Raw genomic sequence first — 2,537 nt, 5'->3', positions numbered from 1 at the left:
GCGACTTTCGCGGAGTTTGAAGCCGATCTGATCCGGATGCGTACACGTGAAGGCATGGCTGTTGCACGCGCCAAAGGTAAACTACGCGGAAAGAAACCCAAGCTTTCTGAACGTCAGCAAAAAGAGCTTCGTCGTATGTATGATACCGGCGACTACTCAATCAGCGATCTGGCTGAATTGTTCTCCATCTCTCGTCCGACCGTTTACCGAACGTTAGGACGGAAATCTGCGCTAAACCTCATTGAGGGGACGTAGAAGCATGCGCCAAGCGCCCCAGATGAAACTGCTTACCACCCGCAGGCTCAATCTTCGATCTCTAAAGCTGTCAGATGCTGCTGACGTGTCGGCACTTATGACACCCAAAGTAAGCCGCTGGCTGACCAATTTTCCCACGCCATTTTCTACAACGGATGCGGCTTCGCGTATCCGTCGTATTGGTGAGGCTGAAGCAGCTGGACGTGCGTGCGTCTTTGGGTTCGAGCGGACGGAAGACCGCGCGTTCGTAGGCTGGTTTGGCGTCTATCTCAACGCGACACGCTCATTCGGGGTCTTGGGGTACTGGCTGGGAGAGAAGTATCAGGGAGCGGGTTTTATGCGTGAGGGTGCACCAGTTGCACTCGCCGTAGCTAAGAAGCGCCTGAATATAATAGCACTTCAAGCTTTTATTCATCCTGACAACCTGCCTTCATTAGCGTTGGCTCAATCGCTCGGGTTAGCAGCGGTAGGCGAGAAAATGGTCTACGCGTCGGCACGTGACCAAGATGAACTCTGCACCCATGTGGCAACTCCATAGAGCTCGCCCAGCCGCGATTACCCAATCGGACAAGTTCACTTTACGTTCGATGCAAGCGTACGCAGAACGCACTTTCGTGTAGTCAGTCCAGTAATATTCGTGGGGTCGCCGGGTTCCGGTATACGGAAAGACCGCTTCGACAGGATCGAGGTCGCCCTTGATGACCAGGCGGGCAATATGCCTGTCATGATGACGGCCAGGACGGATGTCGTGCAGATGGCTGTACCAGTTTGGAGATTCAGAGGCATCACGTGAGCCTCCATAACCACAGCGATCCGGCCGATTGGCCCAGCGATGGTCCCGGCCGTGTTTTCGGCTGTGATGATAGGTGCGAGACATGGGAGTTTCCCTCCATGACGCGCGGAATGATTTCCGAGCGTACCTACATCGCCCGATCTCCTGTGTTCTGGTTGTTCATTTACCCCTGACCACCGGTGTAAGTCTTGCCTGCAGGGTCATGGCCGCAATCATGCCGGAACGGCTCTCATGGGATGATCTGGCAAGTGCATCCAACCGCTCCAGAACGCGTCGGGGAAGAGAGATATTCGCCCGTTCCACCCGGTCATCGAGGACGGCCGGGTCAATGGTGACAAAGCCCATTGTCCAACCTGCATAATCTGGGTTGTTCTGGATAGCATCGAGCGTGCTGGGAGAAGGGACAGCGTCTCCGGCATCCAACGTGGCGTCGATCCATGCCGCAGCAGCCTCTTCCGCATTGGAAATGGCTTCATCGAGTGTATCGCCTGCCGAAAAGCAGCCGGGAAGGTCAGGAAAGACAACGCCAAATGCCGTTGTCTCGCTGCCCCGTTCGATAACAACCGGATAGCGCATGATGATCCTCCTAAAGACCCGCCTGTTTGCGGATGGCGGCAACCAGACCGGTGCCCAGATCCTTTTTGGGATGCGGGACAACCACGATCCCTGGTCGCGATGGATGCTTGAAGACGTTGTGTGAACCGCGCACGCGATCCAGCTTCCAGCCTGCCTTTTCCAGCTCCCGGATCAGATCGGCACTTTTCATTTACACATCATACACACGACATAATTCCTGTTCAACAGAAACCATATGATGTGGGATAGCGCGCCAAAGGCGTCCTGTGGGAGCCTCTGGCCGTCGCTACTGCGAACCCGCTTGAACTAGAACTGGGGTGTAAGGCTTGGTGGCTAACCTTCGATCAAAATCTTAATTTTTTCCGGTGGAACGCCTAACGACTTGCTCAAAGCAGTTTTAGCTTGAGCGATCGTCAGATTTTCATAAGGTTCGGATTTTTCGTTATTTTCATATATTGGTTCAAATATGTTTGGATTGTCCATAACAAATCGAACCTTCAAAAACTTTTCAAGCGCTATAAGTTTTTCAGTCTTCGGGAAAAATACCCCTAGCGTGTAGTTCCTTACTGCTTGGTTAGAACATTCCAGAACCTCTGCAATCTCTTTACGGCTGACATGGCGTTTATCCATTGCCGTTTTTAACTGTTCTCCAAAGGATTTTTCAAGTTTTCCGCGTGCTTCCTTAGCCATTTTTGTTTCCTAAAATTGTTTTCCTTCAAACCTAATATAAATCCCAGATTAAAAATTCAACAACAAAATAATATTTATAGGATCCACAGAATGCATTTTATGCATCCTATCTTCACTCTCACTTGGAAATGCCCTGAATTCGTCCAGCAGCTCTGCCGCTTTCTGTTAGCTGGCATACCGCTAGGGCCTGTTAGGCCTTGATATAGTCTGCTGTAGCCGCGAT

General features: G+C 51.7%; 5 protein-coding genes and 1 pseudogene. 2 read left to right on the top strand and 4 right to left on the bottom strand.

Translation table 11 applies throughout. From position 1 onward, the window contains the following. Together B7449_RS14865 and B7449_RS14860 are read left to right on the top strand one after the other, a co-directional pair. Positions 1 to 255: helix-turn-helix domain-containing protein (locus B7449_RS14865; RefSeq protein WP_148431349.1), on the top strand; the 255-nt coding region annotated here is incomplete at its 5' end. Between the two features lie 22 nt (positions 256 to 277). Further along, on the top strand, positions 278 to 793 hold the full coding sequence (locus B7449_RS14860) for a GNAT family N-acetyltransferase (RefSeq protein ID WP_039736222.1): 516 nt from the start codon (positions 278 to 280) through the stop codon (positions 791 to 793). Positions 794 to 880: 87 nt separating this feature from the next. On the opposite strand, the pseudogene B7449_RS23700 reads toward B7449_RS14860, so the two are convergent. The 4 genes and pseudogenes from B7449_RS23700 to B7449_RS19880 form a co-directional block, all read right to left on the bottom strand. Then, positions 881 to 1,132: pseudogene (locus B7449_RS23700) on the bottom strand (hypothetical protein); the annotation flags it as partial. Positions 1,133 to 1,207: 75 nt separating this feature from the next. After that, positions 1,208 to 1,624 carry a type II toxin-antitoxin system HicB family antitoxin gene (locus B7449_RS14850; RefSeq protein ID WP_048883758.1) on the bottom strand — a complete coding sequence of 139 codons (417 nt, stop codon included), beginning with the start codon at positions 1,622 to 1,624 and terminating at the stop codon, positions 1,208 to 1,210. 10 nt (positions 1,625 to 1,634) lie between these two features. After that, on the bottom strand, positions 1,635 to 1,814 hold the full coding sequence (locus B7449_RS14845) for a type II toxin-antitoxin system HicA family toxin (protein ID WP_019087453.1): 180 nt from the start codon (positions 1,812 to 1,814) through the stop codon (positions 1,635 to 1,637). A 143-nt stretch (positions 1,815 to 1,957) separates the two neighbouring features. Further along, on the bottom strand, positions 1,958 to 2,314 hold the full coding sequence (locus B7449_RS19880; protein ID WP_110581363.1) for a helix-turn-helix domain-containing protein: 357 nt from the start codon (positions 2,312 to 2,314) through the stop codon (positions 1,958 to 1,960). Between the last annotated feature and the right edge of the window lie 223 nt (positions 2,315 to 2,537).

The organism is Komagataeibacter intermedius TF2 (genome assembly GCF_000964425.1).
Lineage (GTDB): Bacteria > Pseudomonadota > Alphaproteobacteria > Acetobacterales > Acetobacteraceae > Komagataeibacter > Komagataeibacter intermedius.
This window is presented reverse-complemented; position numbering and strand designations above follow the sequence as displayed.